The organism is Rhizobacter sp. P3_B12 (assembly GCF_056402895.1).
The window spans coordinates 1-501 of record NZ_JBFUGN010001812.1 but is presented as its reverse complement, the minus strand read 5'-3'; the positions used below and the strand labels follow the sequence as shown (position 1 = coordinate 501).

1 pseudogene is annotated in these 501 nt (G+C 76.0%); it reads left to right on the top strand.

Annotation, left to right across the window (positions count from 1 at the left end):
* Positions 1 to 501 (top strand): annotated as a pseudogene (locus AC1D01_RS38370) (hypothetical protein); the annotation flags it as partial.

The window sequence follows — 501 nt, the reverse complement described above, 5'->3', positions numbered from 1 at the left end:
CGGTGACGACCGCCAGCGATGTCTACTCGCTCGGCGTCGTGCTGTACGGCCTGCTGTGCGGGCTGCGGCCCTACGAGCCGGTGCGCGCCTCGTGCGCGGCGCTCGAAGAAGCGGTGCTCGGCATCGAGCCGCAGCGCCCCAGCCTGCGCGAGCTGACCGACGAGGCCGCGCGTGCCCGCGGCACCAGCGTGCGCCGGCTGCGCCCGATGCTGGCCGGCGACCTCGACACCATCGTGCTGAAGGCGCTGAAGAAAGACCCGGCGCAGCGCTACCCCACGGCCGAATCGCTGCGCGAAGACCTGGTGCGCCACCTCGGCGGCCAGCCGGTGCTGGCGCGGCCCGACAGCGCGGCCTACCGCCTGCGCAAGTTCGTCGGCAGGCACCGGCGGCAGGTCGCGGCGGCCGGGCTCGCCGGCCTGGTGCTGGCCGGTGCGGCAGCCGTGTCGCTGCAGCAGGCGCAGCGCTCGCGCGAGCAGGCCGCGCTCGCGCAGCGCGAGAGCC